This is a genomic window from uncultured Microbacterium sp. (assembly GCF_963521645.1).
Taxonomy (GTDB): Bacteria; Actinomycetota; Actinomycetes; order Actinomycetales; family Microbacteriaceae; genus Microbacterium.
Genome location: NZ_CAUQVQ010000001.1, coordinates 129,257 through 155,870, shown reverse-complemented (window position 1 = coordinate 155,870; position 26,614 = coordinate 129,257). Strand labels below are relative to the sequence as shown.

At 68.0% G+C, this 26,614-nt stretch carries 24 protein-coding genes; 19 read left to right on the top strand and 5 right to left on the bottom strand.

Annotation, left to right across the window (positions count from 1 at the left end; translation table 11 throughout):
- Nucleotides 1-62: 62 nt before the first annotated feature.
- On the top strand, nt 63-497 hold the full coding sequence (gene rbfA / locus RWO82_RS00785) for a 30S ribosome-binding factor RbfA (RefSeq protein WP_314422165.1): 435 nt from the start codon (nt 63-65) through the stop codon (nt 495-497).
- Nucleotides 498-616: 119 nt separating this feature from the next.
- Nucleotides 617-2,767 carry a helix-turn-helix transcriptional regulator gene (locus RWO82_RS00780; protein ID WP_314422164.1) on the top strand — a complete coding sequence of 717 codons (2,151 nt, stop codon included), beginning with the start codon at nt 617-619 and terminating at the stop codon, nt 2,765-2,767.
- A gap of 14 nt (nt 2,768-2,781) precedes the next feature.
- Here the strand turns inward: RWO82_RS00780 and RWO82_RS00775 are convergent, their stop codons facing one another.
- Nucleotides 2,782-3,681: an A/G-specific adenine glycosylase gene (locus RWO82_RS00775; protein WP_314422163.1), complete on the bottom strand. Its 900-nt coding sequence runs from the start codon at nt 3,679-3,681 to the stop codon at nt 2,782-2,784.
- 75 nt (nt 3,682-3,756) lie between these two features.
- On the opposite strand from RWO82_RS00775, the gene truB reads away from it, so the two are divergent.
- The 6 genes from truB (at nt 3,757) to RWO82_RS00745 (ending at nt 10,079) form a co-directional block, all read left to right on the top strand.
- Nucleotides 3,757-4,650, top strand: coding sequence for a tRNA pseudouridine(55) synthase TruB (gene truB, locus RWO82_RS00770; protein ID WP_314422162.1), 894 nt, complete (start codon nt 3,757-3,759; stop codon nt 4,648-4,650).
- Entirely contained in the window at nt 4,647-5,015 is a 369-nt protein-coding gene (locus RWO82_RS00765) for a hypothetical protein (RefSeq protein WP_314422161.1), read from the top strand. Before truB ends, RWO82_RS00765 begins: the two co-directional genes overlap by 4 nt.
- Before the next feature lie 85 nt (nt 5,016-5,100).
- Entirely contained in the window at nt 5,101-5,520 is a 420-nt protein-coding gene (locus tag RWO82_RS00760; protein WP_314422245.1) for a hypothetical protein, read from the top strand.
- Nucleotides 5,517-6,461 (top strand): bifunctional riboflavin kinase/FAD synthetase, encoded by a 945-nt coding sequence (locus RWO82_RS00755; protein ID WP_314422159.1) that lies wholly within the window; start codon nt 5,517-5,519, stop codon nt 6,459-6,461. Before RWO82_RS00760 ends, RWO82_RS00755 begins: the two co-directional genes overlap by 4 nt.
- Nucleotides 6,462-6,679: 218 nt before the next feature.
- Nucleotides 6,680-8,836: a DEAD/DEAH box helicase gene (locus RWO82_RS00750; RefSeq protein ID WP_314422157.1), complete on the top strand. Its 2,157-nt coding sequence runs from the start codon at nt 6,680-6,682 to the stop codon at nt 8,834-8,836.
- Between the two features lie 214 nt (nt 8,837-9,050).
- Nucleotides 9,051-10,079, top strand: a complete 1,029-nt coding sequence (locus tag RWO82_RS00745) for an ATP-dependent 6-phosphofructokinase (RefSeq protein WP_314422156.1) — start codon at nt 9,051-9,053, stop codon at nt 10,077-10,079.
- A 146-nt stretch (nt 10,080-10,225) separates the two neighbouring features.
- Here RWO82_RS00745 and RWO82_RS00740 read toward each other — a convergent pair whose 3' ends face one another.
- A complete protein-coding gene (locus tag RWO82_RS00740; protein ID WP_314422155.1) occupies nt 10,226-11,059 on the bottom strand; it encodes a DUF559 domain-containing protein in 834 nt (277 codons plus the stop codon).
- A 208-nt stretch (nt 11,060-11,267) separates the two neighbouring features.
- A complete protein-coding gene (locus tag RWO82_RS00735; RefSeq protein ID WP_314422153.1) occupies nt 11,268-13,367 on the bottom strand; it encodes a S9 family peptidase in 2,100 nt (699 codons plus the stop codon).
- Nucleotides 13,368-13,525: 158 nt separating this feature from the next.
- Here RWO82_RS00735 and RWO82_RS00730 point away from each other — a divergent pair, with 158 nt between their 5' ends.
- The 4 genes from RWO82_RS00730 to RWO82_RS00715 all read left to right on the top strand — a co-directional run bounded on the left by RWO82_RS00730 (nt 13,526) and on the right by RWO82_RS00715 (nt 17,726).
- Nucleotides 13,526-14,881 (top strand): anion permease, encoded by a 1,356-nt coding sequence (locus RWO82_RS00730; protein ID WP_314422152.1) that lies wholly within the window; start codon nt 13,526-13,528, stop codon nt 14,879-14,881.
- Nucleotides 14,878-15,213, top strand: coding sequence for a peptidase (locus RWO82_RS00725; protein WP_314422151.1), 336 nt, complete (start codon nt 14,878-14,880; stop codon nt 15,211-15,213). The genes RWO82_RS00730 and RWO82_RS00725 overlap by 4 nt, the downstream gene beginning before the upstream one ends.
- A gap of 44 nt (nt 15,214-15,257) precedes the next feature.
- Complete coding sequence (locus RWO82_RS00720; protein ID WP_314422150.1) at nt 15,258-16,172, top strand: phosphodiesterase; 915 nt, start codon at nt 15,258-15,260, stop codon at nt 16,170-16,172.
- 93 nt (nt 16,173-16,265) lie between these two features.
- Nucleotides 16,266-17,726, top strand: coding sequence for an aspartate ammonia-lyase (locus RWO82_RS00715; RefSeq protein WP_314422149.1), 1,461 nt, complete (start codon nt 16,266-16,268; stop codon nt 17,724-17,726).
- 59 nt (nt 17,727-17,785) lie between these two features.
- Here RWO82_RS00715 and RWO82_RS00710 read toward each other — a convergent pair whose 3' ends face one another.
- Nucleotides 17,786-18,655 carry a fumarylacetoacetate hydrolase family protein gene (locus RWO82_RS00710; protein WP_314422148.1) on the bottom strand — a complete coding sequence of 290 codons (870 nt, stop codon included), beginning with the start codon at nt 18,653-18,655 and terminating at the stop codon, nt 17,786-17,788.
- Between the two features lie 89 nt (nt 18,656-18,744).
- Here RWO82_RS00710 and RWO82_RS00705 point away from each other — a divergent pair, with 89 nt between their 5' ends.
- The 4 genes from RWO82_RS00705 (at nt 18,745) to rpsO (ending at nt 21,829) form a co-directional block, all read left to right on the top strand.
- Nucleotides 18,745-20,028 carry a PrsW family glutamic-type intramembrane protease gene (locus RWO82_RS00705; protein ID WP_314422146.1) on the top strand — a complete coding sequence of 428 codons (1,284 nt, stop codon included), beginning with the start codon at nt 18,745-18,747 and terminating at the stop codon, nt 20,026-20,028.
- A gap of 269 nt (nt 20,029-20,297) precedes the next feature.
- Nucleotides 20,298-20,666 carry an FKBP-type peptidyl-prolyl cis-trans isomerase gene (locus tag RWO82_RS00700; RefSeq protein ID WP_314422144.1) on the top strand — a complete coding sequence of 123 codons (369 nt, stop codon included), beginning with the start codon at nt 20,298-20,300 and terminating at the stop codon, nt 20,664-20,666.
- Nucleotides 20,667-20,835: 169 nt separating this feature from the next.
- Nucleotides 20,836-21,387, top strand: a complete 552-nt coding sequence (locus RWO82_RS00695) for a YceI family protein (RefSeq protein WP_314422142.1) — start codon at nt 20,836-20,838, stop codon at nt 21,385-21,387.
- A gap of 172 nt (nt 21,388-21,559) precedes the next feature.
- A complete protein-coding gene (gene rpsO, locus RWO82_RS00690; RefSeq protein ID WP_017203073.1) occupies nt 21,560-21,829 on the top strand; it encodes a 30S ribosomal protein S15 in 270 nt (89 codons plus the stop codon).
- Between the two features lie 112 nt (nt 21,830-21,941).
- Here the strand turns inward: rpsO and RWO82_RS00685 are convergent, their stop codons facing one another.
- Complete coding sequence (locus RWO82_RS00685; RefSeq protein WP_314422141.1) at nt 21,942-22,946, bottom strand: 2-oxoglutarate and iron-dependent oxygenase domain-containing protein; 1,005 nt, start codon at nt 22,944-22,946, stop codon at nt 21,942-21,944.
- Between the two features lie 152 nt (nt 22,947-23,098).
- Here RWO82_RS00685 and efeU point away from each other — a divergent pair, with 152 nt between their 5' ends.
- From efeU to efeB, 3 genes are read left to right on the top strand one after another with little or no spacing between them, the layout of a single operon-like run.
- The gene (gene efeU, locus RWO82_RS00680; RefSeq protein ID WP_314422140.1) at nt 23,099-24,046 is read left to right on the top strand and encodes an iron uptake transporter permease EfeU; all 948 of its coding nucleotides are present in this window, start codon (nt 23,099-23,101) and stop codon (nt 24,044-24,046) included.
- Nucleotides 24,043-25,275: an iron uptake system protein EfeO gene (efeO, locus tag RWO82_RS00675; protein ID WP_314422138.1), complete on the top strand. Its 1,233-nt coding sequence runs from the start codon at nt 24,043-24,045 to the stop codon at nt 25,273-25,275. Before efeU ends, efeO begins: the two co-directional genes overlap by 4 nt.
- Nucleotides 25,276-25,296: 21 nt before the next feature.
- A complete protein-coding gene (efeB, locus tag RWO82_RS00670) occupies nt 25,297-26,607 on the top strand; it encodes an iron uptake transporter deferrochelatase/peroxidase subunit (RefSeq protein WP_314422137.1) in 1,311 nt (436 codons plus the stop codon).
- The last annotated feature ends 7 nt before the right edge of the window (nt 26,608-26,614 follow it).

The following is a 26,614-nucleotide window of genomic DNA, read 5'->3' as shown; positions in this document are numbered from 1 at the left end:
ATATCTTCGGGCGAGGGTGCGTAAAGCAACCTCGCCCGTCGGGTACGTAGAGGGAGAGAACAATGGCTGGTGAACGACAGGCACGTCTGGCCGATCGTATTCGTGTGATCCTCGCGGAGCGGCTGGAGAAGGGGCTGCGCGATCCGCGCCTCGGATTCGTGACCATCACGGATGTCCGTGTGAGTGGTGACCTGCAGCACGCCTCCGTGTTCTACACGGTTCTCGGCACCGAAGAGGAGCGTCTCTCCAGCGGAGCGGCGCTGACCTCGGCGACCGGGATGCTGCGCAGCGAGGTCGGAAAGCAGCTGAGCACACGCCTCGTGCCGACGCTCGAGTTCATCCCGGATGCTCTGCCCGAGAACGCGGATCACATCTCGGCGCTGCTGCGTGAGGCGCAGCAGCGTGATGCGGAAGTGGCGAAGCTCGCCTCGTCGGCGTCGCATGCCGGCGACGCGGATCCGTACCTCCGTCAGGAAGACGACGACGCCTCGGCGTGATATACCAGCACGTCGGCAGAACCGGTTCGATGCGTTGATAACCTCGGCCTGACGAGCGATCGCTCGTTCGGACTGGGGGGTTCGGAATCGACGTTTTTGGTGCGCGCGGTGCGCCTTCCGTGACGATCGAGATCCTCGGGGGAATCCTCGAGGATCTCCTTGCTCACGACCTCGGCTCAGCGCCGCATGTTGTGGCACGGATCGTGTCCGAGGTGACGGCTGACCCGCCGAGCGTCCGTGCAGTGGCACGGATGCTCGACCGGCAGCAGCGCCACGGCCTGCGGCCGCTGCCGTCTCCGTTGCCGATGATCGAGTCGATCTCGGCGATGTTCGCCGACCTGGAGCTCGCACCGCGCGATCGGGACATCCTCATCGCCACGTCGATGCGGTTGGACGATCGTCTGGAGCCCCTGCTCGCGTTCGATGGCAGGACGGCCGACGACCTCGCGACGAGCACGGTCTCCGAACTCCTGCGCATCCACGCAGGCCGGGTCCGCCTCGCCGACCCGCGCCTCGCGATCTGGCTGCGCGCGACGACCGGAGCCGCAGAAGCGGCTCGTGTGCACGCGCGGCTGCATCGGGTCTTCCAGGCGCGCGGAGAGCACGTGCACGCAGCCTGGCACGGTGCGCGCGCATCCGTGCACGGTGTTCCCGAGGCGGCGACCGCGCTGATGCGCGGCGCGCAAGAGCTCTCCGCGGCCGGGGCGAACGAGGGGGCGATGCACCTCGCTTCCGAGGCCGCGGTGCACTCGAGCGACGCAGAACGCGATGAGGCGACGGCCCTCGCCGGGGTCTCGGCGATCGCAGCCGGTTACGCCGTCGAAGCGGTGAACCGCCTCGGCACCCTGTTCCCGGACGGCGCCGAGTCGCATCGGCTGCGTGCGCTGGGAGGGATGCTCATCGCGCAGACCCATCTTCAGGGGGCGGTGCCCCACGTCGATCCTGCCGCGCTGCGCCCACGCATCGGCGAGCTCGATCACTGGCACCTCTGGGCGCGGGCGGCGGCGTTCGCCGCCGTGCTGTGTGCCGAGCGCGACGATCGCGACGGAATGCGCTCGTGGATCGACGCGCTCCGCGAGGGCGCGGGAAAGACGGCGGCCGGAGCCGAGCTGCGCGACCCGGTCGTGGCGCTCGCCTGGCTCATCGCGGGAGACCGCGACGTCGACGCGGAGATCACCGGGACCGGCCCTCTCAGCGGAGGGATGCTGCGTGCCCTGCGCGCTGCGTTGGACGGCGACCTCGAGCGAGCCCTGCGCGTGCTGGCCGCGGGGGACTCGGGCATCGGGACCGAGGTCGATCCCTTCGTGGCAGGATTCGAGCGCAGTCCCCTCGTCGGCGCGTATCGAGCGATCGTCGAGGTGCTCCTGCTCATGTGGAGCGGCGACATCGGCACGGCGCGCGTCAAGCTGCTCAGCGCGTCGATGGAGTTGCCCGTGGCGATCCCCTTCGCGGGACTCGCGGCGGTCATCGCGCGGAGGCTCGATCTCGCGGTGCTCGGGCGATTGGGCCCATTCGCACGCTCGCTCACGGCCGTGCTGCCGCGGGCGATGCGCATCGACGATCTGGTCGACCGGGGCATCGAGGCGTTTCTCGCCGGATCCTTCGAGCAGGCCGCAGCATGCATGCGACTGTGGCGCGATTCCGGCGCGCCGCAGACGACGCTGTCAGTGCCCGGGCTCGAGGAGGCCGTGCTGATCGGACATCAGGGCGCAACGCGTCGGCGAAGGATCGAGCCCCCGGGGATCTCACTCGCCCAGGAGCTCCGTGCGCGGATGCTGAGCTGCTCCGACGAGGAATGGCGGTCGGAGCGCGCAGTGGTCGTCGACGCGGCCCGGACTCTGTCGTCCCCGTTCACGCGAGGCAGGGTGGAGGCGATGATCGGTGCCCGCTGTCTGATCACCGGAGACGTCGCTCGCGCGCGCGAGCACTTCGACGCCGCCCGTAACCTGCTGGAGGTCTCGGGGGCTCACGCGTGGGCTCGTGCCGTGGACGCCAGACTGACACGCCTCCGGACCGACGCGGTCGGGCGCGGCGCTTCCGGCGATCCGCTCGCGGCATCGCGTCGCATCTGGGAGCCGATGTTGACCGCCCGCGAACTCGAGGTCACCATGCTCGCGGCCGTGGGAGCCTCCAATCGCGAGATCGCGGAGTCGCTCCACGTGTCGGTGCGTACCGTCGAGGTCCATCTCGGGCGGGTGTTCGCGAAGCTCGAGGTGCGCAGCCGCGTGGAGCTGACAGTGCTCGCCCACCGGATCGGTCAGTATGTCTGAGCGTCACGCGCAGGTCAGCGGGGGAGCGACAGCATCTCGCCGTCGGCCTCCGCCAGCCCGTCGGCGATGAGCGAATCGATCGCTCGGTCCCTCTGCAGAGGGTCGGCCCACTCGGGGATCACCGCGTCGAGAGGGACCTGGTGAGGAGCCGCCGCTCGCAGCGTCCGCAGCACTGCTCCTCTGGCCTGGCGGTCAGAGCCCTCGAAGGCGGCCTGGCGTCGGCGGGTGTCGCCGGTGTCCGGGCGCCCGGCGCCGACCCATGCGCAGCCGTCCAGCAGCGGACAGGTCTCGCACCGGGGGTTCCTCGCCGTGCACACGACTGCGCCCAGCTCCATCGCCGCCGCGTTGAACACGGCCGATTCGTCGTCCGGCGCCGGGAGCAGCGACTCCATCACCCCGAGGTCCCGTCGCGAGGGCGGGCCGGGCTGCGACTGACCGAGCACGGCGCGCGCCATGACCCTTCTCGTGTTCGTGTCGACGACCGGATGACGGTCGCCGTACGAGAAGACGGCCACGGCCCTGGCGGTGTAATCGCCGATGCCCGTCAGACGCAGAAGCGCATCGACGTCTCTCGGCACCACGCCGTCATGGTTCGTCGTGATCTCGATCGCCGCACGGTGGAGCCACAGGGCGCGGCGCGGATAACCGAGGTTGGCCCACTGCTGCACGACCTCTGCAGGGGTCGCGGCGGCGAGCGCGGCGGGCGACGGCCAGCGATCGAGCCATGCCGTGAGATGGGGGATGACGCGAGTCACAGGGGTCTGCTGCAGCATGAACTCGCTCACGAGGGTTCCCCATGCGCCGTACCTGAGACGGAAATCCGGTCGTCGCCAGGGCAGGTCGCGCGCGGTGCGGCGGTACCAGTCGATGAGGGGTGCCGCCAACTCGTCAGCGGGTCGTGTGTTCGGGGGCACAGCCGACAGCCTAGGCGAACGCGAGGGCGCGTGACCCGTTCGGAAGCGCGGCGCGGAGCACCGTAGTCTGGAGGGATGGTCTCACCCGGCATCCTTCTCGTCGACAAGCCGGCTGGACTCACCAGCCACGATGTGGTCGCTCGCACTCGACGTGCACTCGGCACCCGCAAGGTCGGTCACGCCGGCACACTCGATCCCATGGCCACCGGGCTGCTGGTGATCGGCGTCGAGGGGGCGACACGTCTGCTGACGTACGTCGTCGGCGCGGACAAGACCTATTCCGCGACGATCCGGTTGGGACAGTCGACCGACACCGACGACGCCGACGGCGAGATACTCAGCCGCGCCTCCGAGGAGGCGATCGCGGGGGTGACCGATGAGGGGGTCGCGGCGGGCGTTCGGACGCTCACGGGCGTCATCCGACAGGTGCCGAGTTCGGTCTCGGCCATCAAAGTCGACGGACGCCGGGCGTATGACCGCGTGCGCGCCGGCGAGGAGGTCGTGCTCGCCGCGCGAGAGGTCACGGTCTCACGGTTCGAGGTGCTCTCCCGGCGTCAGGGCGCGGGGTTCATCGATCTCGACGTGATCGTCGACTGCTCGTCGGGGACGTACATCCGTTCGCTGGCTCGGGACCTGGGCGCCGATCTCGGGGTGGGGGGTCACCTCACCGCGCTGCGTCGTTCACGGGTCGGGGACTTCGATGTGGTGGATGCCGTGGGGATCGACGATCTCGAGGGTGCGCAGCTGATGTCTCCGGCCGATGCGGCCGCCCGGGTGCTGGACGTCCTCGATGTGTCTGCCGAGGACGCGAGGGATCTGCGGCACGGAAAGCGACTGGTGGGCCAGGCGCCTCGAGTCCGCGGGGCTGTGGCGGCAGCGGTCGACGAAGACGGGACACTGGTCGGGGTCGTGGAGAAGCGCGGGGAAGACCTCAAGAGCGCCATGAACATGCCGGAGATCTCACGATGATCCTCTGGTTGACGGTCGTGCAGTCGGTCATCGCGGTCGCCGCGGGAGCATTCTGTCTCGTCCTCGGGCTCGTCGGTCGCCGGCCGAGCGACTTCTCCGTCGGTGCGCTCGCGCTCGTGGAGCTCCTCCTGATCGTGCAGGTGGTGGCCGCCATAGTGTCGCCGCTCGCGGGAAACGCCCCGACCGGCGATCTGCTCGAGTACTGGGTGTATCTGGTCTCCGCCGTGCTGCTGCCGGTGGGGGCGGTGCTGTGGGCGCTCATGGAGCGCAGCAGGTGGAGCACCGTGATCCTCGGTGTGGCCGCGTTCGCTGTGGCCATCATGGTGTGGCGCATGCACGTCATCTGGACCGTCCAGGTCGCGTGACCTCAGCGGGCCCGTACGAATCCGCGATCGCTGCGCCGCGCGTAGAATGGACGGAGCTATGAGCACCTCCGTCCCCCCTTCTCGAATGACCGGCATCGGCCGCGTCCTCGTGATCGTCTACGCGGTCATGGCGCTCGCCGCGACGGGCCGAAGCTTCGTGCAGATCTTCCGGCAGTTCGACGAGGCGCCGTTCGCATACTCCCTGTCTGCATTGGCCGCCGTCGTCTACGTCCTCGCCACCCTCGCGCTCGTGCTCGCGAACAGACGCGGCTGGTACGCCATCGCCTGGATCGCGATCGTCTTCGAGCTGACCGGCGTCGTCGTCGTGGGCGCACTGAGTGTGTTCTTCCCCGATCTCTTCCCGCATGACACCGTGTGGTCGATGTTCGGTCGCGGTTACCTGTTCATCCCTCTGGTGCTCCCGGTCTTCGGGATCTGGTGGCTTCGCACCCATCGTCCGGCCCTCCGGGCGGCGGGGAGCGAGCGCGCCGAGGTGACGGCATGATCGTCTTCCGGGATCCGAAGTCCGTCCCAGCCGACTTCGGCCCGTCGGTCGTGGCGATCGGCAAGTTCGACGGCGTGCACGCCGGTCACCGCGCCGTGATCGACCGCCTCAGACGGAAAGCCGCAGAGACGGGCGAGCGCTCGGTGGCCGTGACGTTCGACCGCAATCCGCTCGCCGTGCTGCGTCCCGATCGCTGCCCCGAGAACGTTGTCACCGTGGAGCGCAAGCTCGAGCTCCTCGGCGAGCTCGAGCTCGACGCGACTCTGCTCCTCACCTTCGACGAGGAGTTGGCGTCGCGCACCGCCGAGGAGTTCGTCGTCGACATCCTCGTCGGGGCCCTGCACGTGTCGACCGTGCTGGTCGGGCAGGACTTCAGGTTCGGTCGTGGCGGCGCGGGTAACCCCTCACTGCTGCGAGAGCTCGGACCCACCTACGGTTTCGCGGTCGAGGTCGTCGACGACGTCTTCCTCGAAGGCTCGGACCGGCGCGTGTCGTCGACCTGGATCCGCGAGCTGCTGGTCGACGGCGATGTCACGATGGCCGCACGGGTGCTCGGACGCAACGTCGACGTCCGCGGCGAGGTCGTGCACGGCCTCAAGCGCGGTCGGGAGCTGGGTTTCCCGACGGCGAACCTCTCGGCCTCCGTGGACTCCTTCGTGCCCGCCGACGGGGTGTATGCGGGATGGTTGCACGACCATGAGACCGGGATCACGCATCCCGCGGCGATATCGGTCGGTACGAATCCGACATTCGACGACGTCCTCCAGCGTCAGGTCGAAGCGCATGTGCTGGGCGAGACCGGCCTCGATCTGTACGGCCACGACGTCACGGTGGAGTTCGTCGAACGGCTGCGCGGGATGGTCGCCTTCGAAGGCGTGGAGAAGCTCATGGCCCAGATGTCCGCGGACGTGGCGGACGCCGAGCGCGTCCTCGCCTCCTGATCGTCCGACCCCGCGACCCGACTCTCCGGGGAACGATTCGGCGTCGGCACGGCGCGATGGCATAGAATGAGGCTTGGTTGCCGACGATCTCGCTGTTCGTAACTCGCATCGTCGGGAACCGGAACCACTGTTCGTACGGTCCTGGCTCACGCCACACGCGGACATCGAGAACGGCCCTCGTATCCATCGATACCTTGGCCTTCACGCTCAGGAGGAGCATGCCGACCACGGCAACCGCCGCCACGCGGCGCAAGAAGACATCTCGTCGTGATGACGAGGCACCGCTGATCCCGATCCTGGCGCGCAAGGTGCGCGAGATCGAGGCCAAGTCGCAGCGCGGCAAGCTGGGTCCGACCAACCGCGTGAAGTTCCAGGTGATCGCGTTCCTGGTGCGAGAAGAGCGCGCGCGGGTCAAGGCCGACACCGAGATCGCGGACGGGGCCCGGGCTGAACTGCTCAAGCGACTCGACGGCGTGGCGACGATCCTGGCGAAGACCGCCGCCCGCGACACGTCTCTGATCCAGCTCCTCGAGGCCGACCAGGCCACCTCGCCGGTCGCGAAGCGCATGCGACGCGACTGGCTGCTCGAGTCGGGGGCGGAGCTCGCGCCCGAAGAGCTGATCATCGCCGACATCGCCCCGGTGCAGATGCCCGTGGTGCCTGCCGCGATCGCCGAGCGTCAGGTGACGCCCCCGTCCGTCGAGGCGCGCCAGCTCGCGAACCCGTTCCTCGCGCCCGATCTCACGCCCCGCGCGACGACCACGCCGCGCCGCCGTCTCGACGGCTGGGAGCTGATGGGGCCGCTGTACAAGGCGTTCGAAACCGGGGCGGGGGGATCGGCGGCGAGCATGGATCTGCCGCCCGCACCCGAATACGACCACGTCTCGCCCAAGGGCCTCGAGGTCATGGTGCACCAGTCGCGCTTCCTCGAAGCGGTCCGCGCCGGGCACCGCAGCTTCCTCCTCGCGGACGAACCGGGTCTCGGGAAGACCGCGCAGTCCGTTCTCGCCGCCTCGGTCGCCGAGGCGTATCCGCTGCTCGTCGTCGTCCCGAACGTCGTCAAGATGAACTGGGCGCGCGAGGTCGAGCGCTGGACGCCGCAACGGCGTGCCACCGTGATCCAGGGTGACGGTACGGACATCGATGCGTTCGCCGACGTCTTCATCGTCAACTACGAGATCCTCGACCGCCACATGTCATGGTTGGCATCCATCGGACTCCGCGGGATGGTCGTGGATGAGGCCCACTTCATCAAGAACCTGAGCTCGCAGCGCTCCCAGAACGTCCTGACGCTCGCATCACGCGTGCGGGAGCGCACGCCCGGAGGCAAGCCGCTCCTGCTGGCTCTGACCGGAACCCCGCTGATCAACGACGTCGAGGACTTCGACGCGATCTGGCGGTTCCTCGACTGGACGACGGGCGAGAAGCCCGGGCCCGAGCTCATGGAGAAGCTCGAGGCGACCGGGCTCACGCCCGCCGACAAGGCCTTCTACCCCGAAGCGCGCGATGCGGTGATCTCCATGGGGATCGTCCGCCGCAAGAAGAAGGATGTCGCGGCGGATCTCCCGGACAAGCTCATCGCCGATCTGCCGGTGCAGCTCGACGACGAGTTCGGGCGCAGCATCCGCCACGCAGAGCGCGAACTCGGAGAACGCCTCGCCGCCCGCTATCGGCGCATCGTCGAGGCGCGGACCTCGACGACAGGATCGTCGCGGGTCGCGGCCGGCGAGATCGACGAGGACATCGTGCGTCTCGTCGCCCAGAACGAGCTCGAGGAGTCGAAGGCGGCCGGAACCGGCGGGGACAACGTCTTCACCATGGTGCGTCGCATCGGTCAGGCGAAGGCCCACCTCGCCGCGGACTACGCCGCCCAGCTGCAGCGCTCGGTCGGGAAGGTCGTGTTCTTCGCGAAGCACATCGACGTGATGGATCAGGCAGAGGCACACTTCGCCTCCGCAGGCATTCGCTCGGTGTCCATCAGGGGCGACCAGACGTCGACCGCGAGGCAGCAGGCCATCGACGATTTCAACGGAGACGCGGGAGTCGGCATCGCCGTCTGCTCGCTCACTGCCGCTGGTGTCGGTCTCAACCTGCAGGCGGCATCGAACGTCGTGCTCGCGGAGCTGTCGTGGACGGCGGCCGAGCAGACGCAGGCCATCGACCGCGTGCATCGCATCGGGCAGGACGAGCCGGTCACGGCATGGCGCATCATCGCGGCGCACACCGTCGACGCGAAGATCGCAGAGCTCATCGACCAGAAGCAGGGCCTCGCTGCCCGAGCCCTCGACGGCGAAGCGCTCGACGAGGTCGCCGCGGAGCCCGTGCAGCTCGGCGCTCTGATGCACCTGCTCAGGAACGCTCTGAGCGGCGTCTGACACTCGATCCGGAATCGGCGTTAAGAATCTCGGTTCTTGACGCCGATTTTTCGTAATGAGTCGAGTTTCGGCGCATATCCGTGGATTCGTCGTCGGTGACGCGCAAGATCCTCGATTCTCGTCGTCTCGAATGGCGCGGGATCGGCCCGGGCGCTAGTGTCGTTCGCAGGCAGTGTCGCCTGTTCCCCCTTTCCCCTGACCGTCTGAGGCAAGCATGAAGATCGGCATCCTGACGAGCGGCGGCGACTGCCCCGGACTCAACGCGGTCATCCGCGGAATCGTGCTCAAGGGCACCACGACCTACGACATCGAGTTCGTGGGCATTCGCGACGGCTGGCGGGGTGTGGTCGACGGAGACTTCTTCCCGCTGACCCGCCACGAGGTGAAGGGGCTGTCGAAGGTCGGCGGAACGATCCTGGGCACGAGCCGCACGAACCCTTACGAGGGGGAGCGGGGCGGAGCGGAGAACATCGCCAAGACGCTCTACGGGCACCGGATCGACGGGATCATCGCGATCGGCGGCGAGGGCACCCTCGCGGCAGCGGACAGGCTGGCGAAAGACGGCATCAACGTCATCGGCGTCCCCAAGACGATCGACAACGACCTGCGGGCCACCGACTACTCGTTCGGTTTCGACACCGCGGTCAACATCGCGACCGACGCCATGGACCGGCTGCGCACCACCGGCGACTCGCACCAGCGCTGCATGGTGGCCGAGGTCATGGGTCGCCACGTCGGATGGATCGCCCTGCACGCGGGGATGGCGGCGGGCGCGCATGCCATCCTGATCCCCGAGGTGCCCCAGACTCTCGAGGAGATCGCGGCCCTCGTCACGAGCGCACACGATCGCGGCCGTGCCCCTCTCGTCGTCGTCTCCGAGGGATTCACCCTGCAGGGCATGGAAGAGGCGTACAGCGACAAGGGCCTGGACGCCTTCAACCGCCCTCGCCTCGGCGGGATCGGCGATCAGCTCGCGCCGGAGATCGAGCGCATCACCGGCATCGAGACCCGTGCCACCATCCTCGGCCACATCCAGCGCGGTGGCTCTCCCTCGGCGTTCGACCGAGTGCTCGCCACCCGATTGGGGCTGCACGCGGCGGACGCGATCGTCGACCGGGCGTGGGGGCAGATGGTGGCGATGCAGGGCACCGACATCGTGCGGGTTCCTTTCGCCGAGGCCCTCGGCGAGCTGAACACCGTTCCGCGCAGCCGGTACGACGAGGCTGCGGCGCTCTTCGGCTGAGTGTGATCGTGCCGGCGTGAACTCGTCGGGGGAGCTCCTGCCGAGATCCGGCAAACCGCTCGAGGTGCGGATGCTTCAGCGTCGAACATCCGTATCTCGAGCGGTCGACCGGATCTGGCGCTGCTCGCCGCCTCGGCCCGCGAGGGTCAGCCGTCGATGTGCAGACGTTGAGCGATGGACGCACGAACGATGTCGGCGACGAGATCCGGCATGAAGAACACCTGGTGGTAATCGAACCTCAGCACGGTGTAGCCGCGCAGGCGCAGACGAGCGTCGGCTTCGATGTCCCGACGGCGTGACGCCGGATCGCTGTGGTGCGCGAACCCGTCCAACTGGACGACGAGCCTCCGGCCGATCAGTGCATCGACGCGGCGTCCGTCGAGCTGGACCTGCTGTCGGACCACCACTCCGATGGAGCGCATCAGCAGGAGGAACTCGGTCTCGAGCCCCGAGTCCGACAGGCTGGAGGCGACTCCGGCGAGTCGGCGGGCCCGTGCCCCCTGCCACGCGACGCGCTCCAGTACCTCGGCGCCGATCAGCCGTCGGTTCAGCGCCGACTCCCAGATCGCCAGTGCCACCGCGGGCTCCTGGCACCGGGCGACATGATGCAGCACATTGATCAGCGGATCGATGGTCTGGCGCCGGTGGACCGGTGCAGGGCCGCGAGACCAGTGCACTCGGATGTCCGTCCCCCGGGTCGTCCCGGCGCCGGCAGCTACCGCCACGTGGCGCACATCATGCGCGGGCGCCCACAGGCCCAGTCTGCGAGCGGCGCTCACGCACGTGAGCCGTCCCCCTGCTGTGACCGCGGCGAGCAGTTCGTCGTCACCGGGCTGCAGAGCGATCCACGATCGGCGCACCCGCTGAGCCCGGCCTCGTGCCACCGCCGTGTCGACCGCGTGCCTGCTGAACCCCGCGGCGTAGATCTCCGACGTGTGAGCCACACCCTCGCGCGAAGCGAGCCATTCGTCCAGATGCATCCGACCACTCTGGCCAGTGACGCGCTGCCGCCCGGAGCGCCGTCCCACGCAGCGAGGGAAGTCTCCGTGATCGACTGCTTGTGCAGAGGAGGTCCCCGCGACTCAGATCCGGAGAACCGCGCCGAATGCGGACGACATCGCGCGTCACAGCCGTTTCTCGCGCGGTTCGCCGGATCTCACGCGGTGCGACCGCACGAGGGTTCGCCGATCACGCCTCGGCGAGCCCCACGGTGTCGAGAAGCCAGGCCAGTTCGAAGGCGCGTTCCTTCCACGAGTTGTAGCGTCCGCTCACCCCGCCGTGACCTGCCACCATCTCGCACTTCAGGAGCACGTCCTTCGCGCCGGCTGCACGAAGTGCGGCGACCCATTTGGCGGGCTCGACGTACATCACGCGGGAGTCGTTGAGCGAGGTGACGGCGAGGATGCGGGGGTACTCCACGCCCTCCTGCACGTTCTCATACGGCGAGTAGGACTTCATGTACTCGTAGACGTCTGCTCCGTGCAGCGGGTCGCCCCACTCATCCCACTCGACCACGGTGAGCGGCAATGACGGGTCGAGGATCGTCGTGAGAGCGTCGACGAACGGGACGGCGGCGAGGATGCCGGCGAACAGCTCCGGCGCGAGGTTGGCGACGGCGCCCATGAGCAGTCCTCCGGCGCTTCCGCCCTCGGCGACCATGAGCTCGGGCGTCGTGATGCCCGTCGCGACGAGGTGCTCGCCACAGGCGATGAAGTCCGTGAAGGTGTTGCGCTTGTTGAGCAGTTTGCCGTCCTCGTACCACTGACGCCCCATCTCCCCACCGCCGCGCACGTGGGCGACGGCGAACACGACTCCACGGTCGAGCTCGGAGAGGCGTGCGACCGAGAACCCCGGGTCGATCGAGTGCTCGTACGAGCCGTAGCCGTACAGGTGCACAGGGCGCGGCGCGTCGCCGGGCGCGCCGAACGAGCGCTTCCAGACCAGCGAGATCGGCACACGGGTGCCGTCGGCGGCCGTCGCCCACGCACGCTCCTGCCCGTACTCGAGGGGGTCGTATCCGCCCAGGACTGCGACCTGCTTGCGCAGCACGAGTTCGCGCGAGGCGAGGTCGAGTTCGTAGACGGTGCCGGGCGTCACGAACGACGTGTATCCGAGACGCAGGAACGGCGAATGCCATTCGGGGTTGCCGCTCACTCCTGCCGAGTAGAGGGGCTCGTCGAAGACGATGTCCTCGACCGAATGATCCGAGTAGTCGAGCAGACCCACCCGCTCGAGGCCCTCTCGGCGATACTCGACCGTGGCGAAATCCCTGAAGGCATCGACGCCGAGCAATCGTCGTCCCGGCTCGTGCGGAAGCACGATCCGACGCTCGCCGTCCGGGGCCGACGCGGCGACCGACACGAGCTCGAAGTCCAGGGCTCCGTCGTTGTGGAGGATGTAGAGCCGGTCCTCGCCGTCGACGACGGCGTGCTCCAGCGAGTACTCCACTCCTTCCCGCCTCGGCCAGACGACGCGAGGCGGAGCGGTCAGGTCTCCGGTCAGGTCGACCAGATACTCCTCACTCGTGATGCTCGATCCCACCGCGATCACCAGGTATCTCCGGCTGCGGGTGATGCCCGCGCCCAGCCAGAACTTCTCATCGGGTTCGTGGAAGAGCTTCACGTCCTCCTCGATCGGGGTTCCGAGCCGGTGCAGCCACAGGGTGTCGGGCCGCCATGCGTCGTCCCGCGTCGTGTAGAGGATCCCCGTGCCGTCGGGTGTGAAGAACGCGCCCGCGGTGTTCGGGATCTCATCCGTGAGAGTCTCTCCCGTGGAGAGGTCGCGGACGTGGACCGTGTAGAGCTCATCGCCCTCGAAGTCGGTCGCCCAGAGAAGTCGCGTGGCGTCATCCGACGTGTCGAAGGCTCCGAGGGAGAAGAACTCGTGTCCCTCTGCCTCCACGTTCCCGTCGAGCAGCACGACCTCGCCGGGAACCGCGACGCCGGGTTCCAGCAGCGGGGGAGTCCAGTCGTCCGCGGCGGCCGCGGTACGGCAGTGGATGCCGTACTGGGCGCCCTCTTCGGTACGGCTGTAGTACCACCATGCCCCCCGTCGGGTGGGCACCGAGAGATCGGTCTCCTGCACGCGCGCCTTGATCTCCTGGAACAGAGTGTCCCGGAGTCCCTCGAGGTGGGCGAGCTCGGAATCCGTGTGGGCGTTCTCCGCCTCCAGATGCGAGATCACCGCAGGGGAGTCCTTGTCGCGCAGCCACTCGTACGGATCCTCGAAAGTGTGGCCGTGGTGCGTGCGGAGGGTGGAACGGCGGTCTGCGATCGGAGCGTCAGTCACTCTCCCACGCTAGTCGACGTCGAGTTGACCGGCACCCGGACGGGTGGGAGGATCTACCGGGGCCGGTTAACGGAAGTAAAACCCACGGTGAACTCTTCGTTCGTCACGTCGATCCCGTCGACACCTCTCCTTTCTTCCTCAACGACCGAAAGCGAACGGTGGAAACCGCAGCCCTCATCGTCGTGCTGGTTATCCTGCTGGCACTCTTCTTCGACTTCACCAACGGGTTTCACGACACCGCCAATGCGATGGCCACCCCCATCGCGACGGGTGCGCTGAAGCCCAAGACGGCAGTGCTTCTGGCAGCCGTCCTCAATCTCGTCGGCGCGTTCCTGTCGACCGAGGTCTCCAAGACCGTGTCACACGGCATCATCCGCGAGGACACCATCCAAGGCGATGTGTTCCTGCCGATGATCTTCGCCGGCCTCATCGGGGCCATCACCTGGAACATGCTGACGTGGCTGCTGGGCCTCCCGTCGAGCTCGTCCCACGCGCTGTTCGGCGGACTCATCGGAGCCACGCTCGTCGGCGTCGGGGTCAACGGCATCGACTTCGGCATGGTGGCGTCGAAGATCATCCTCCCCGCTCTCATCGCCCCTCTGACGGCCGGGATCATCGCGTTCGCGGCGACCAAGCTCGCGTACTCGATCACCCGCCGCTACGACGGCAGGCCCGACGGCCGAGACGGCTTCCGCTGGGGACAGATCTTCACGTCGTCACTCGTGGCGCTCGCGCACGGCACGAACGACGCTCAGAAGACGATGGGTGTCATCACCCTCGCGCTCATCACTGTCGGCTGGCAGAACAGCGAACAGGCCGATCCCTACCTCTGGGTGATCATCGCGTGTGCCGTGACCATCGCCCTCGGCACGTATCTCGGCGGCTGGCGGATCATCCGCACCCTCGGCAAGGGACTGACCGAGGTCAAGCCCGCGCAGGGGTTCTCGGCCGAGAGCTCCACCGCCGCGACGATCCTGGCCTCCAGCGCCTTCGGGTTCGCGCTCTCGACCACACAGGTGGCGTCGGGGTCGGTGATCGGCTCGGGACTGGGTCGCCGCGGATCGACCGTGCGGTGGCGCACAGCCGGCCGTATCGCGATCGGCTGGTTGCTGACGCTCCCCGCGGCCGGTGCGGTCGGCGCGTTCGCGGCTCTGCTCATCACGTGGCTCGGTCTGTGGGGCATCGCGATCGACGCCCTGCTCGCCCTGGCGGTGATCATCGGTCTGTTCCTGCGCTCGCGCAAGGATGCCGTGACCTCGGCGAACGCCATGAGCGACGTCGCGGAGTCGGGCCTGGCCGTGGATCTGCCCGACAGCCCGCCGCCCACACGCCGCCAGCAGCGCGCCGCGCAGGCCAAGGCCGAGGCGAAGGCCCGTGCCGTCGCGCGCGACGAGTCGAAGGCCCGAGCCAAGGCGGAGGCCGAGGCGAAGTCGGCGGCGAAGTCCGCCGGCACGAAGCAGAAGAGCGGCACGACGCAGAAGAGCGACACGAAGAGCAGCGAGGGAACGAAGTGAGCGTCGACATCGACTGGGGCGCATTCGTCCAGGTCTTCCTCGCCGCGCTGCTCGGCGCGTGCGCCGTCGTGACCTTCTACGCCTTCGGACTCCGGCTCCTGGTGCGCAGCGGCCACGCTCCCGTCGTGAGCCCGGCCGAGTTCACGGACGCCATCACGGTGATCACCGAGAAGGAGCTCAAGCGCGCCGCCAAGCAGGCCGCGAAGGCTGCGCGCAAGAGTCCCCTCACCGAGGTGCAGAAGAGGGTCTCCCTGTTCGGAGCCTACGGATGCTTCGCGCTGTGCGCGGTCGCGGTCATCGTGGGGATCCTCATCATCGTGGTCGGGCACTGAGCGGCACTGCCGCATGACAGGCGGCGTCCGTCTAGGCTGAAGGCATGCTCGCGTCTTCCGCCAGTTCTCCCGTCTTCGGTCGTCATGAGCAGCCCTCGCATGTGATCATCCATGTCAGCGACCCGCATTTCCTCGCCGACGGGGCGAAGCTGGGCGGTCGCTACGACGTCGAGTCGAACTTCGCCCGCACGCTGACGGCGATCACCGCGGTGCATCCTCACCCGGCGGCGATCGTCGTCACGGGAGACCTCGCCGATCTCGGGGAGCCGGATGCCTATCGCCGCCTCCGGTCAGCGGTCGAGCCGGTCGCCGAGCACCTGGGCACGAAGGTCGTCTGGGTTGCGGGGAATCACGACGAGAGGCCCGCGTTGAGAGCCGGACTCCTCGATCTCGATCCGACCGAGGAGCCCGTCACCGGGGTCTGGGACCTCGACGGGCTCCGACTCGTCGCTCTCGACACGAGTGTTCCGGGCTGGCACCACGGCGACCTCGACGATCGACAGCTCGCCTGGCTCGAGGACGTGCTCAGCGAGCCGGCGCCGCACGGCACCCTGCTCGCGATGCATCACCCTCCGCTCCCGAGTCACCTGCCGCTGTTCGACATCCTCGAGCTCCGGCATCAGGACGAGCTGGCACGCGTGATCGACGGCACCGACGTGCGGGGCATCCTGGCCGGGCACCTGCACTACTCCTCGCATGGGACGTTCGCCGGGATCCCGGTGAGCGTGGCATCCGCGACCTGCTACACGATGAATGTGGCCCGTCGCGCGCCCGACGTCAACGGGATGGACGCCGCACAGGCATTCCAAATCGTGCACGTGCGCCCTGACGTGATCACGCACTCGGTGGTGCCGGTCGTCGATGCGCCGACGGGGGATTACTTCTCGGACGCATGGATCGAGGCGATGGCTGCGCTGACCCCCGAGCAGAGGCTCGAGGCGTTCTCGCGCAAGCGGTGACGCGCGGACGTATCCTCGGAGCCGCATACCCTCGGGCGTAGGATGGAGGCATCCCCCGCAGTCCACACTCGCCACTACCCACAAGGATGTGACATGGCATCTGCCGCGCCCGCTCCCACCCGTATCGAGACCGATTCGCTCGGGAGCATGGAGATCCCCGCCGACGCGTACTGGGGCATCCACACCGCCCGAGCCGACGCGAACTTCCCGATCACGAAGCGCCCGATCTCGGTCTATCCCGACCTGGTGATCGCTCTCGCGATGGTCAAGCAGGCGAGCGCCCGCGCGAATCGCGAGATCGGTGTGCTCGACCCCGTGCGCGCCGACCTGATCGACCGCGCCGCGCAGCGCGTGATCGACGGGGAGTTCCACGATCAGTTCACCGTCGGCGTCATCCAGGGCGGTGCGGGGACATCGACGAACATGAACGCGAACGAGGTCATCACCAACATCGCGCTCGAGATGGCCGGTCGCGAGAAGGGCGATTACGCGTACCTCTCGCCGATCGACCACACGAACCGCAGCCAGTCCACGAACGACGTCTACCCGACCGCGGTCAAGATCGGTCTCTCGCTCACTCTTCGGTCGCTGCTCGAAGAGCTGGACCTGCTCCGCATCTCCTTCCTCCACAAGTCGCACGAGTTCCACGACGTGCTCAAGGTCGGTCGGACCCAGTTGCAGGACGCCGTGCCGATGACCCTCGGTCAGGAGTTCCACGGCTTCGCCTCCACGCTCGGGTACGACCACACGCGACTCACCGAGAACGCGTCGCTCATGTTCGAGATCAACATGGGTGCCACGGCGATCGGCACCGGCATCACGACCCATGTCGACTACGCGCCCGCGGTGCTCAAGCATCTGCGAGAGATCACGTCGCTCGACCTCGTCACCTCGGCCGACCTCGTCGAGGCCACCAGTGACACGGGCTCGTTCATGTCGTTCTCCTCGACGCTCAAGCGCAACGCGATGAAGCTCTCGAAGATCTGCAACGACCTCCGGCTCCTGTCGTCCGGGCCGCAGGCCGGTTTCGGCGAGATCAACCTCCCGGCGATGCAGGCGGGGTCGAGCATCATGCCGGGCAAGGTGAACCCGGTGATCCCCGAGGTCGTCAACCAGGTCGCCTTCGCGGTCGCCGGCGCGGACATGACCGTGACCATGGCGGCCGAGGCGGGGCAGCTCCAGCTCAACGCCTTCGAGCCCGTGATCGCTCACTCGATCTTCCAGTCGATCACGTGGATGCGCCAGGCGATGTGGACTCTCCGCGTCAACTGCGTCGACGGCATCACCGCGAACCGCGATCGTCTCGGAGCCATGGTGGGCGCATCGGTCGGAGTCATCACGGCCCTCACGCCGTTCATCGGCTACGCCGCCGCGGCCGCACTGGCCAAGACCGCCCTGCTGACCAACCGGAACGTCGCCGACCTCGTCGTCGAGGCCGGTCTCATGTCGCGCGACGAGGTCACCAAGCAGCTGTCGCCGGCGCGCTTGTCCGGGCTCGAGGCGGTGACGGCGGCGATTCCCGTCATCGCGCCCGAGGATCTCATCGAGATCTGACCCTCAGACGACGATGGCCCCGGCGGATGCCGGGGCCATCGTCGTCTGCAGCTACGAGGTCAGTCGATCACGCGGCAGTGAGTCGTGAGCTCGCCGATCCCGTCGATCCCCACGGTCACCGTCGAGCGATCGCGGAGGAAGATCTGGGGGTCGCGCGAGTATCCGGCGCCTCCCGGGCTGCCGGTCGAGATCAGGGTTCCCGGCAGCAGTGTCAGGGACTGCGAGAGGTGTGCGATCAGCGTCGCGACCGAGCGGACCATCTGACCCGTGCTGGCGTCCTGCACGGTCTCCCCGTCGACGACCGCCCAGATGTGCAGATCCTGAGGATCGGCGACCTCGTCGGCGGTGACGGCGAAGGGACCGGTGGGGGAGAAGCCGTCGAAGGACTTGCAGCGAGACCACTGAGCCTCCGAGAACTGCACATTGCGCGCCGTGATGTCGTTGACGACCGTGTACCCCCAGACGTGCGAGAGCGCATCGGCCTCGGCGACGTCTTTCGCGGGTGTGCCGATCAGGACTCCGAGCTCCGCCTCGTAGTCGACGGCCTCGCTGAGCGACCGCGGCCACGAGGTCGTCTGCTGATGGCCGGTGAGGGAGTTGGGCCACAGCGTGAACACGGTGGGGGCGGAGTCCGTCTTGAGTCCCAGCTCGGAGGAGTGCGCCGCGTAGTTGAGTCCCACGGCGAGAACCGCAGGCGGGGCGATCACCGCTGAGTCGAAAGCCCAGTCGGTCAGCGGATGCCGCGCCGCATCGCCCCGCTGCACAGCGGAACGCAGGGACTCGAGCATCGCGTCGCCGCCCTCGATCAGCTGCTGAAGCGTCGCGGGTGGGTCGGTGAGGAGGTCGGAGACGAGGATGGCGTCGGCACCGTCCACCACTGCGAGATTCGCAACGGAGGAGTCGGCACGACGCAGATGAGCGAACCGCATGCCTCTACGCTATCCGGTGCCACACGGTTATGTCGGGAGGAAATCTCCAGACGCGGATGAAGATGTCTGTTGCCAATATGCTCGTTCACATGAGTTCCGGAGGACCGTCCCAGCCATCGCCGTACACGCCGCCGCCGGCGCAGCATCCGCCGCAGTACTCACCCGAGCAGTTCGCGCGTTCGACCTACGTGCCGCCGCAGTACTCGCAGCAGCCGGGATACGCGTCGGTGCTCGCGCAGCCGACGTCGTACTCACCGCCGGCGCCCGTCGCGCCGGCGCCGGCACCGGGGCTGCCTCCTCTGCCGGCCGGTCGATCCGGAGCACGCGTCACCCTCTACATCCTGTTCGCGGTCCTCGGCATGCTGATGCTCGGACTGATCGCGTACTTCGGGCTCTTCCTCGGAACGTTCGCCTCGGTCGTGGGACTCGTCCTCGCCCTGGTGCCGCTCGCCATCGTGTTCTTCGTCGTGCGGATGATCGACCGATGGGAGCCCGAGCCCAAGTCCCTCGTCTTCTTCGCCATCGCCTGGGGTGCGATCGCGGCCGTGGGGCTCACGCTGCTGGTCGACCTCGGCCTGACCCTCGTCCTCGGGTACCGCGGCGAGGTGGCGAGCGCCGTCGTCCAGGCGCCGATCGTGGAGGAGCTCTGGAAGGGCGTCGGCGTCTTCATCGTGTTCCTGATCGCGCGGCGATCCTTCAACGGACCCGTCGACGGCGTGGTCTACGGCGCTCTGGTGGGTGCCGGGTTCGCGTTCACCGAGAACATCCAGTACTTCGCCATCAGCCTCATCGAGGGCGGCAGCGGCCAGCTGACCGTCACCTTCATCCTGCGGGCCGTCATGTCGCCGTTCGCGCACGCGATGTTCACCTCTCTCACGGGTCTCGCGATCGGACTGGCCGCACGACGCCACGCCTCCACAGGGGCTGCTCTCGGCGCGGGAATCCTCGGTCTGCTCGGGGCGATCGTGCTGCATGCGCTGTGGAACGGGTCGTCCTTCGCGAACTTCTTCCTGCTGTACTTCCTCCTCCAGGTGCCTCTGTTCGTCGCGTTCATCCTGGGAGTCGTGGCGCTGCGGAGAGAGGAGGCGAGAGTGACGAAGGCCCGTCTGAGCGAGTACGCGGCTGCCGGGTGGTTCACTCCCGAGGAGGTCGTCATGCTCGCGACTCCGGCGGGGCGCAAGACCGGACTCCGATGGGCGGCGCAGTTGCGCGGCGATCGCCGACCCCTGATGCGCGAATTCATCAAGGACGCGACGACGCTCGCCTCTGTGCGTCAGCGGGCGATCACCGGGCGCGACCCGATGGCTCCTGCGGACGAGCAGGCTCTCCTCGCCCGTACGCGCGCCGCCCGAGCCGCTCTGCTGGCGTACTGAGGCCGCACACCCGCGGGCTCAGCGGCGCAGCCACCCCGCGGAATTCAAGACTCAGCACCCGGTGCTGCGGCGATGCCTGCATGTCTCCCGGGCGCTGAGTTGGTCTACGAACAGGGTGCACCCGGGGTCGTACGGCTGTCAAGAGGTCTGCCGCGATGGCCGGGGCGCCGTCGCCGAGCGGCATCCGCGTTCGGCGGCGCTCCGGGGGTTTCGCCCTCAGCGGAGCGATCGCGTTGACCGGCGCGGGCGGCTCAGGTTGGATGGGGGACATGACTGATCGCACAAAGCCTGAGTTCGACGCCCCGTCCGGTCCGGCTCCTACGGAGCTCGTGATTCGCGACATCATCGAAGGAGACGGCACCGAGGCGCGGCCCGGGGACACCGTCACCGTGCACTATGCCGGTGTCGAGTTCGAGTCCGGCGAGGAGTTCGACTCCTCGTGGGGCCGCGGCGAGACCATCCAGTTCCCGCTGCGCGGACTGATCCAGGGCTGGCAGGACGGCATCCCCGGCATGAAGGTCGGTGGACGCCGCGAACTGGTGATTCCTCCGCACCTCGCGTACGGCCCCACCGGAGGGGGACACTTCCTGTCCGGAAAGACCCTGATCTTCATCATCGACCTCGTCGCCGTCGGCTGATCCGAGCGTCCTCGAAGGCGCCGACCCGTTTCGGTCGGCGCCTTCGTCGTGTCCGGGACAGGAGAAGCGCGGGAATATATGCGTGTGCATGTAAGTTATTCCGTGTGATGCCGCGGACGCGGCCCCTCATCCGTCGCCGCGTCAGCGGCTGATCTCTTCAGGAGAAGACATGACCATCGACATTCCCGGCTACCGCGCAGGCACGTGGGTGCTCGACCCCTCGCACAGCGAGGTCACCTTCAGCGTTCGTCACATGATGATCTCGAAGGTGCGCGGCACGTTCGGCGTCAAGAGCGCGACGCTGATCGCTCCCGAGAACCCGCTCGACGCGCGCGTCGAGGCCAGCGTCGACGTCACCTCGATCGACACCAAGGACGAGGGTCGCGACCAGCACCTCCGCTCGGCCGACTTCTTCGACACCGAGAACTTCCCGACCATGGACTTCGTCTCGACCGGCGCTCGCGCGGAGAACGGTGAGCTGTTCGTCGACGGAGACCTCACCATCCGTGGGATCACCAAGCCGGTGAGCTTCGAGCTCGACTTCGGCGGCTTCGGCTCCGACCCGTGGGGCAACTACAAGGCCGGCGCCTCCGCGAAGACGGTCATCAACCGCGAGGACTTCGGTCTCACCTGGAACGCGGCTCTCGAGACCGGCGGAGTGCTCGTCGGCAAGGACGTCACGATCAGCCTCGACCTGCAGGGCGCGCTGCAGCAGGACTGATCCCGCGTGATCGGAGGACCCCGGGCCCGTCGAGGCCCGGGGTCTTCTGCGTTCTCGGGGGCAGCAGATGCCTGGTAGACTCCAGAGGTTGCCGTTCGATCGGCCGCGGATAAAGAGAGCCCTCGCATCAGGCGTCGGGCGCCGCGCAACAAGCAGAGAGGGGATCGAATCTATGGCACTGGAAGCAGACGTCAAGAAGGCGATCATCGAAGAGTACGCGACGCACCCCGGTGACACCGGATCCCCCGAGGTGCAGGCCGCGATGCTGACGCAGCGCATCAAGGACCTCACGGAGCACCTGAAGGAGCACAAGCACGACCACCACTCGCGTCGTGGCCTGTTCCTGCTCGTGGGTCAGCGCCGTCGTCTGCTCGGCTACCTCCAGAGCGTCGACATCGAGCGTTACCGCTCGCTGATCGCACGCCTGGGCCTCCGCCGATAAGGCAGAGCGAGCCAGCGTACAATCGCGCAGAACATTCTTGAGAAGGCCGCCCCAGGTGTGGGGCGGCCTTCGTCGTACACGGGGTGCGCCGCGGTCGGCGTCGCGACCGGCGTCAGGCTGTGGCCCCGACGAGGTCGGGGTGGTGGATCGCCGCGACGTCGGGGTGCGCACGCAGGCGCGACTTCATGGCGTTCTCTCCGTAGGTGGCGTGGATCGGGTTGCTCGGATCCTCGGTGATGCCGGTCGCCTCGGCCGCCAGGTCGGCCGGAAGCTCGAGCAGGGGGAGCTGCTGGTCGAGTGCGGGGTTGAAGAAGAACGGGATCGAGATGCGCTCCTCGGGAGCGCGAGGTGAGATGACGCGGTGGTTCGTCGCCTTCAGATACCCACCGGTCGCGTACTCCAAGAGCTCACCTATGTTGACGACGAAGGCGCCGGGGATCGGCGGAGCAGACACCCACTCGCCGTCTCGCTCGACCTGCAGCCCTCCCTTGCCGGGCTCGACCCACAGCAGCGTCAGCACGCCGGAGTCCTTGTGGGCGCCGACGCCCTGCTGCGGTTCCGGTTCGTGAGTCCCCGGGTAGCGCACGATCTTGATCAGGGTGGACGGATCACGGAAAGGCTCGTCGAAGTACGTCTCGTCCGCTCCGAGCGTGACGGCCCAGGCACGCAGCAGCTTGTGCGCCACCTCGGTCAGGGTGTCGTGCCACTCCGTGACGACCGCCTTGAGTTCGGGTTGTGCGGCGGGCCAGAGGTTCGGACCGACCAGGCGGTTGAAGGCGGGGCCCCCCTCGATGGGCTCGCGTTCGGGACCGATGTCGATCTGCTCACGCCAGTCGACCTTGCCCTGAGTGCGTTCGCCGCCGATTCTCGTATAACCGCGGAAGTGCGGGCTCTTGACGTTCTCGATCGCGAGCTTGTCCTCGTCATGGAGTGCGAAGAAGTCGCGCGCTGCCTGGTGCAGCCGGGCCTCGAGCTCGGGGGAGATGCCGGTGCCGGTCAGGTAGAAGAACCCGACGTCGTGCGTGGCGGCGCGCAGATCGTCGCGGAATCGGGCCGCGGCCTCGGGGCCGGCGTCGAGCTGCGACAGGTCGAGGATGGGAAGCGAGAGATCAGCCATGCACCGAGCGTAGATCGGGTCGATCCGAGATGGTTCAGTGTTGCGCTGAATTACTCCGAGCTGCGCGGCGACGTACAGGGCTCCGCGTCGAGGGATGCTAGTGTCTCCTGAGTAAGGGATGCCTTACCTTAGTCAGGCTGGAAAGTTCTCTCGTGCTCGCCACTCTTCTCATCGGTCTTCGTGAAGGCCTCGAAGCCGCACTCGTCGTAGGCATCCTCGTCGCCTATCTCCGTCGGCTCGGACGTGGCGACGCTCTGCCGAGGCTGTGGGCCGGAGTGGTGCTCGCGATCGCGCTCGCGCTCGCCATCGGCGCAGTCCTGACGTTCGGGGCCTATTCGCTGACGTTCGAGGCCCAGGAGCTGATCGGCGGATCGCTCTCGCTTCTCGCCGTCGGAATGGTCACCTGGATGATCTTCTGGATGCAGAAAGCCGGGCGCACGATGAAGGCCACGCTCGAGAACGGGCTCGACCGCGCTCTCACGCAGAGCGGCGTCTGGGCGCTGATCGCGATCGGATTCGTGTCGGTGGCTCGAGAGGGGATCGAGACGACGCTCCTGCTGTGGTCGATGGTGCAATCCTTCGGCGACGCGCCGTCGGCTCTCCTGGGAGCGATGGTCGGGCTTCTCGCCGCCGTGGTGATCGGGTGGCTGATCGCACGCGGAGCGGTGCGCCTCGACCTGAGACGCTTCTTCACCTGGACCAGCGGATTCCTCGTGGTCGTCGCGGCCGGCGTGCTCGCGTACGCGATCATGGACCTCCAGGAGGCCGGCGCCCTGCCAGGACCGTTCACTGCGGCGGCACCGATCGACGCCGCCACGGGGGCGGTCGCTCTCGGCTGGGCGGCGTTCCCCTTCGGATGGGCGTTCGACGTGACGGGTGCGGTGGCCCCCGGCGGCGTCTGGGCCACGCTCCTCCAGGCGACTGTCGGGTTCATGCCGCGGATGACCTGGCTCCAGGTCGGCGCCTGGGCCGTGTACATGGCCGTCGTCGGACTCTTCTTCGTGCGGGGGCTGCGTCCGCGGCGACCCGCTTCACCCGCCCGGACCGTCGCAGACGCGACCTCGCCGGCCACCACCCTCACCCAGCAAGGAGCAGCATGACCACCTCCCGGAGAATTCTCGGCGCCGTCGCGGCGACAGGCATGGCCGCACTCATCCTCAGCGGATGCGTCGCCAAGAGCGACGCGGAGTCCGGGGCGGCGTTCGAGGTCTCGTCGACCGACTCCGCGTGCGCCGTCTCGGCGGCGACGGCGAAGAGCGGCACACTCACGTTCGAGGTGAAGAACGACAGCGCGCAGACCTCCGAGTTCTATCTGCTCGCCGATGACGGCCTGCGCATCGTCGGCGAGGTCGAGAACATCGCCCCTTCCGCTTCTCGCACCCTCACCGTGGTGGCTCAGCCGGGGGACTACTTCACGCTGTGCAAGCCCGGGATGATCGGCGAGGGCGTCGGACGGTCTGCGTTCACGGTGACGGGCGACCGGGTGGCGGTCGAGGGCGAGGACGCTGAACAGAAGCAGCAGGCGGTCGACCTCTATGCGGCCTTCGTGAAGGACCAGGTCGGTCAGCTGGTCCCGTCGGTCGACGACCTCGTCGCCGCATACGAATCCGGCGACGATGAGACCGCCCGCACTCTGTTCCCGCAGACGCGCGCATTCTACGAGCGCATCGAGCCTGTCGCGGAAGCGCTGGGAACGCTCGACCCGCGCATCGACTACCGGGAGGTCGACGCTGTCGCCGAGGGCCTCGACTGGACAGGTTTCCACCGCATCGAGAAGGATCTCTGGGTTCCGGCCCAGGATGCGCTGAACGCCGACGGCGAGACGCCCGCGTGGCAGGGGTGGGCCCCGTCGACGGCGGAAGAGCGCATCGAGTACGGCGACCAGCTGATCGCCGACGTGCAGGAGCTCTACGACTACGTGCATTCGGACGACTTCACCGCGGCTCTCGACGACCAGGGGATCGGCGGCATCTCGAACGGTGCGATCGCACTGCTCGACGAGGTCGCGACGGGCAAGATCTCCGGCGAGGAGGACTGGTGGTCCGGCACTGACCTCTACGACTTCGCGGCGAACGTCGAAGGGTCGAAGATGGCGTTCTCGCTCGTGCAGGACTTCGCCACGGCACAGGGCGGGGAGGGGGCCGCGCTCGTGGCCGAGATCGAGGGAGGCTACGCCGCTCTCGAGGACTCGCTCTCGGCGCACGGCACTCTCGCCGAGGGCTTCGTGGGGTACGCCGCTCTCACGGATGCCGACAAGCGCGAGTTCACGGATCTCATCAACGCGCTCGCAGAGCCGCTCTCGCAGCTCACCGGCACAGTCCTCGACTGATCCGCGGGAACGGACTCACACGTGAACGAGAGCTCGAAGGACGCGGCCGTCGACTCCGCGCCGGAGTCGGAGGCTCCCGCACCCCCGGCCGCGGGTCTCAGCCGACGAGGACTGTTGGGCCTCGCGTTCGGCGGCGGTGTGGCATCGCTGGCCGTCGGCGTGGGCGCCGGCCTGTCAGGCGGCGTGGCGCTCGGACGGGCCAGGGCCGAGGCGGATGCCCGCCGTGCGTACGACTTCTTCGGCGCGCATCAGGCGGGAATCACGACGCCGGTGCAGGAGCACCTGCACTTCGCGTCGTACGACATGATGCCTCGCACCGATCGCGAGGACCTGATCACCCTGCTCCAGGACTGGACCTACGCGGCCTCCCGGATGACGCAGGGGCTCGAGGTCAGCGCGACGGGCGCGGTCGGGGGAGATGCCGAAGTGCCGCCGGACGACACGGGTGAAGCCCTCGGTCTGCCCGCCTCGGGCCTCACGATCACCTTCGGCTTCGGGCCGAGCCTGTTCGAGAACGAGGAGGGCGACCGATACGGCATCGCTTCTCTGCGTCCTGGGCCGCTCGAGAGGCTCCCTGCCTTCCTGGGCGACGGCCTGGACCCGCAGGCCTCGCACGGCGACCTGTGCATCCAGGCGTGCGCGGACGATCCGCAGGTCGCCGTGCACGCGATCCGCAATCTCAGCCGCATCGCCTTCGGTCGGGCCAAGCTGCGGTGGTCGCAGCTCGGGTTCGGCAAGACATCCCGCACGACATCGGCTCAGGCGACGCCTCGAAACCTCTTCGGCTTCAAGGATGGGACGGCGAACATCCTCGCCGACGACGCGGCCGCCCTCGACGAGCACGTCTGGACCGGGGCGTCGGACAGGCCGGAGTGGATGGCCGGAGGGTCGTACCTCGTGGCGCGCAAGATCGCGATGCGGATCGAGACCTGGGACCGCGTGCGCCTGTCCGAGCAGAACACGATCGTCGGGCGGGACAAGAGCGAAGGGGCTCCGCTGTCGGGCGGCGACGAGTTCAGCGCACCGGACTTCAGCGCGGCGGCGATCGACCCGAACGCGCATGTCCGTCTGGCGCATCCGGAGCAGAACGACGGCATCCGGATCCTCCGCCGGGGATTCAACTACGTCGACGGCAACAACGCCCTCGGGCGTCTCGACGCGGGGCTGTTCTTCCTGTCCTACCAGCGCGACCCCGCTCAGTTCATCGCGCTGCAGCGTCGGCTGTCGACGGACCGGATGAACGAATACATCACCCATGTCGGATCGGGGGTCTGGGCGGTACCGGGCGGCTCTCGGCCGGGATCCTTCGTCGGGGCGGGACTCTTCGACTGAGTTCCCG

Excerpts from the sequence above, each read along its gene's own strand:
- rbfA (WP_314422165.1), top strand. The coding sequence starts at position 63 with ATGGCTGGTGAACGACAGGCACGTCTGGCCGATCGTATTCGTGTGATC.
- truB (WP_314422162.1), top strand. The coding sequence starts at position 3,757 with ATGGTCTCACCCGGCATCCTTCTCGTCGACAAGCCGGCTGGACTCACC.
- RWO82_RS00765 (WP_314422161.1), top strand. The coding sequence starts at position 4,647 with ATGATCCTCTGGTTGACGGTCGTGCAGTCGGTCATCGCGGTCGCCGCG.
- RWO82_RS00760 (WP_314422245.1), top strand. The coding sequence starts at position 5,101 with ATGACCGGCATCGGCCGCGTCCTCGTGATCGTCTACGCGGTCATGGCG.
- RWO82_RS00755 (WP_314422159.1), top strand. The coding sequence starts at position 5,517 with ATGATCGTCTTCCGGGATCCGAAGTCCGTCCCAGCCGACTTCGGCCCG.
- RWO82_RS00750 (WP_314422157.1), top strand. The coding sequence starts at position 6,680 with ATGCCGACCACGGCAACCGCCGCCACGCGGCGCAAGAAGACATCTCGT.
- RWO82_RS00745 (WP_314422156.1), top strand. The coding sequence starts at position 9,051 with ATGAAGATCGGCATCCTGACGAGCGGCGGCGACTGCCCCGGACTCAAC.
- RWO82_RS00740 (WP_314422155.1), bottom strand. The coding sequence starts at position 11,059 with ATGCATCTGGACGAATGGCTCGCTTCGCGCGAGGGTGTGGCTCACACG.
- RWO82_RS00720 (WP_314422150.1), top strand. The coding sequence starts at position 15,258 with ATGCTCGCGTCTTCCGCCAGTTCTCCCGTCTTCGGTCGTCATGAGCAG.
- RWO82_RS00715 (WP_314422149.1), top strand. The coding sequence starts at position 16,266 with ATGGCATCTGCCGCGCCCGCTCCCACCCGTATCGAGACCGATTCGCTC.
- RWO82_RS00710 (WP_314422148.1), bottom strand. The coding sequence starts at position 18,655 with ATGCGGTTCGCTCATCTGCGTCGTGCCGACTCCTCCGTTGCGAATCTC.
- RWO82_RS00705 (WP_314422146.1), top strand. The coding sequence starts at position 18,745 with ATGAGTTCCGGAGGACCGTCCCAGCCATCGCCGTACACGCCGCCGCCG.
- RWO82_RS00700 (WP_314422144.1), top strand. The coding sequence starts at position 20,298 with ATGACTGATCGCACAAAGCCTGAGTTCGACGCCCCGTCCGGTCCGGCT.
- RWO82_RS00695 (WP_314422142.1), top strand. The coding sequence starts at position 20,836 with ATGACCATCGACATTCCCGGCTACCGCGCAGGCACGTGGGTGCTCGAC.
- rpsO (WP_017203073.1), top strand. The coding sequence starts at position 21,560 with ATGGCACTGGAAGCAGACGTCAAGAAGGCGATCATCGAAGAGTACGCG.
- RWO82_RS00685 (WP_314422141.1), bottom strand. The coding sequence starts at position 22,946 with ATGGCTGATCTCTCGCTTCCCATCCTCGACCTGTCGCAGCTCGACGCC.
- efeO (WP_314422138.1), top strand. The coding sequence starts at position 24,043 with ATGACCACCTCCCGGAGAATTCTCGGCGCCGTCGCGGCGACAGGCATG.